The sequence below is a fragment of the Streptomyces sp. NPDC016640 genome, assembly GCF_043076215.1.
Taxonomy (GTDB): domain Bacteria; phylum Actinomycetota; class Actinomycetes; order Streptomycetales; family Streptomycetaceae; genus Streptomyces.
In genome coordinates this window covers 1-3,905 of record NZ_JBIBRG010000040.1, presented here as the reverse complement: position 1 = coordinate 3,905, position 3,905 = coordinate 1, and the positions used below count along the sequence as shown (strand labels likewise).

Below are 3,905 nucleotides of genomic sequence, written 5' to 3'. Positions count from 1 at the left end.
GACAATCCCTCTACGCCGCCGCCAACGCCCACCTCGACGCCCTCGCCCAGCAAAACCACACCCAAGGACAACCCACCACCTCCATCGCCTGGGGGCTGTGGGGAGGCGGCGGGATGGGCGAGTCCCCCGAGGTCGTGGAGTACTACGCCAAGCGCGGGCTCTCGCCGATGCGGCCCGAGTCGGCCATCGAGGCCCTGGAACGCGCGCTGTCACTGGGGGACACCTGTGTCACGGTGGCCGACGTCGACTGGAAGCGCTTCGCCGCGGGATACACCGCCTACCGGCCCAGCCAGTTGATCTCCGACATTCCCGAGATCCGCGAGCTGCAGGCGTCCGCCCCGGCCGTCGACACGTCCGGCGAACTGATCGAGCGGCTGAACGCCGCCCTGACGCCACGTGAGCGGAACAAGATCCTCGTGGATCTGGTCCGTTCCGTCGCCGCCGAAGTCCTGGGACACGACGGCACCGACCGCATCGGCCATGACGTGGCCTTCAAGGACCTCGGCTTCGACTCGCTGGCCGCGGTCAAGATGCGTACGAGGCTGCGCGAGACGACCGGGCTCGACCTGCCCGCGACCGTCATCTTCGACCACCCCACCGTGGACCGTCTCGCCGCGATGCTGCTTGCCGGGCGGACGGACCCGGCCGGGTCGGCGGGGCCGGCCGACCGCCCCGGCGCCGCGGCCCCCGTCCCGGAGCCTCGTCCCACCGCCGACGCCGGTGAGATCGACGCGCTCAGCCCCGAGGAACTCATCCGGTTCGCGAAGACCGGAGCCGGAGAATGACAGGGGATCCGAAGATGTCACCGTCCATCGACGAGGTGCTCGACGCGCTGCGTACCTCGGTCAAGGAGACCGAGCGGCTGCGGCGGCGCAACCAGGAGCTCGTCAGCGCCGCCCGTGAGCCGATCGCGATCGTGGGGATGGCGTGCCGCTATCCGGGCGGGGTGAGCGCCCCGGAGGAGCTGTGGCGGCTGGCCGCCGAGGGCGTCGACGCGATCACCCGCTTCCCCACCGACCGGGGCTGGGACGAGGCCGCCGTGTACTCGCCCGAGCACCGCCCCGGCACCACCTACTGCCGCGAGGGCGGTTTCCTGGCCGGCGCGGGTGACTTCGACGCGGCGTTCTTCGGGATCTCGCCGAACGAGGCGCTGGTGATGGACCCCCAGCAGCGGCTGCTCCTCGAGACCTCGTGGGAGGCCCTGGAGCGTGCCGGGGTCGTGCCGGAGTCGCTGCGTGGCGGGCGGACCGGCGTGTTCGTCGGCGCGGCGCACACGGGTTACGCCTCCGACCCGGCGCGAGCGCCCGAGGGCACGGAAGGCTACCTGCTGACCGGCGACGCCGACGCGGTGCTGTCCGGCAGGATCGCCTACGTCCTCGGGCTGGAGGGTCCGGCCATCACCGTGGAGACGGCGTGCTCGTCGTCGCTGGTGGCGCTGCACCTGGCGGTGCAGTCGCTGCGCCGCGGGGAGTGCGACCTGGCGCTGGCCGGGGGTGTCGCGGTCATGCCCGACCCCACGGTGTTCGTGGAGTTCTCGCGCCAGCGCGGGCTGGCACCGGACGGCCGCTGCAAGGCCTTCGCCGAGGCCGCCGACGGCACCGCGTGGGCCGAGGGCGCCGGGATGCTGCTGGTGGAACGGTTGTCGGACGCCGAGCGGCTGGGACACCGCGTCCTGGCCGTCGTGCGCGGCACCGCCGTCAACCAGGACGGCGCCAGCAACGGCCTCACCGCACCCAGCGGACCCGCCCAGCAGAAGGTCATCCGGGAGGCCCTGGCCGACGCCGGCCTCACCCCCGACGACGTCGACGCCGTCGAAGCCCACGGCACCGGCACCCCCCTCGGCGACCCCATCGAAGCCGGCGCCCTGCTGGCCACCTACGGACACCCCGAACGCCGGACGCCGCTCTGGCTGGGGTCGTTGAAGTCCAACATCGGCCACACCCAGGCCGCCGCCGGCATCGCCGGGATCATCAAGATGGCCCACGCCATGCACCACGGCACCCTCCCGCGCACCCTGCACGTCGACCGGCCCACCACCAAGGTCGACTGGGAGGCCGGCCGGGTGCGGCTCCTCACCGAGTCCCGGCCCTGGCCGGCCGACCCCAGCCGGCCACGCCGCGCCGGCGTCTCCTCGTTCGGCGTCAGCGGCACCAACGCCCACGTCGTCATCGAGGAACCCCCCGCCACCGCCGCGGCACCCGAGCGCACCCGCACCCGGTCCGTCCTCCCCTGGGTGCTGTCGGCTCGTTCCGAGGACGCGTTGCGTGACCAGGCGCACCTGCTGGCCGCCCGGGGCGGGGACGCCCTCGACATCGGGTACTCCCTCGCCACGACCAGGGCGGTTCTGGAGCACCGGGCGGTCGCTCTGGCGGATGATCCGGCCGCCGCGCACGACGCGCTGCTCGCCCTGGCGGACGGGCGGCCGTCGGACGCCCTCGTGACCGGCGTCGCGCGCCGGGGACGTGACGTGGCGTTCCTCTTCTCCGGTCAGGGCGCGCAACGGGCCGGTGCGGGACGGGAGTTGTACGCCTCGTTCCCCGTCTTCGCGCAGGCCCTCGACGAAGTGGCGGACGGCTTCGACGCGTATCTCGAACGTCCGCTGCTGCAGGTGATGTTCGCGGAGCCCGGCACGGCGGACGCCGCCCTGCTGGACCGGACCGCTTACGCGCAGCCCGCGCTCTTCGCCGTGGAGACCGCCCTGTTCCGGCTCTTCGAGAGCTGGGGGCTGGTGCCGGACGTCCTGCTGGGCCATTCGATCGGCGGGCTGGCCGCGGCGTACGCCGGCGGGGTGTTCTCGTCGGCGGACGCCGCCCGGCTGGTCGCGGCGCGGGGGCGGCTGATGCAGCGGCTGCCCGAGGGCGGTGCGATGGTCGCGGTGCGCGCCACCGAGCAGGAGGTGGCCGGCCTGGAGTGGATCGCGGCCGGAAAGGCGGTCGTCGCCGCGTTCAACGGGCCCGAGTCACTCGTGATCTCGGGGGACGAGCAGGCCGTCGTGTCGGCGGCCGGGGAACTGGCCGCCCGGGGGCACCGTACGAAGCGGCTGTCGGTGAGCCACGCCTTCCACTCGCCGCACATGGACGCGATGCTCGCCGATTTCCGCGCCGTCGCCGAAAGCGTCACCTACCGCACGCCGAGGCTTCCGATCGTCTCCGAGGTGACGGGACGGCCCGCCGCCCCGTCCGAGCTCATGGACCCCGGCTACTGGACCCGCCAGGTACGCGAACCGGTCCGGTTCGCCGCCGCCGTGCGCGCCGCGCGGGCGGCCGGGGCGGCGACCTTCGTCGAACTCGGCCCCGACGCCGTGCTGTCCGGCATGGCACGGGAGTGCGCGGCGGGCGACACCGGCACGGCGTTCGCCGCCGCGCTGCGCCGCGGACGCCCGGAGTGCGCGACCGTACTGCGCGCCGCGGCCACGGCCTTCGTCCAGGGCGCCCACGTCGACTGGGCCGCGCCGTACGAGGGCACCGGGGCGCGGCGGGTGGACCTGCCGACGTACCCGTTCCAGCACACCCGCTACTGGCTGCGCCCCGCCCCGGCGGCGACACGGGCCACGGACCGTACGGACGGCACGGACGGCACGGAGCCGGTCCGGTCCCAGGCCCTGTGGGCAGCGGTCCGCGACGGCGACGTCAAGGCCGCCGCCGTGCAGTTGGGCGCCGAGGAGGCCGGCATCGAGGAGCCGCTGGGCGCGGTCCTTCCGCACCTGGCGGCCTGGCACGACCGGTGCCGCACCGCCGCCGAGACGAACGCGCTGCGCTACCGGGTCGTCTGGCAGCCGCTCCCGGCAAGGGCCGTCCGGCGTCGTCTCGGGGGGCGTTGGCTGGTGATCGGTCAGGACGGGGACTCCCTCGTACCCGACCTCACCACCGCACTGCGCACCGCCGGCGCCGACACCCACACCCTCA

General features: G+C 74.3%; 2 protein-coding genes. Both read left to right on the top strand.

From position 1 onward, the window contains the following. A partial coding sequence (locus ACF07S_RS33370; protein WP_391975914.1) for a beta-ketoacyl reductase occupies nucleotides 1–785 on the top strand: 785 nt, incomplete at its 5' end. A gap of 14 nt (nucleotides 786–799) precedes the next feature. Continuing rightward, nucleotides 800–3,905: type I polyketide synthase (locus tag ACF07S_RS33365; RefSeq protein WP_391975913.1), on the top strand; the 3,106-nt coding region annotated here is incomplete at its 3' end.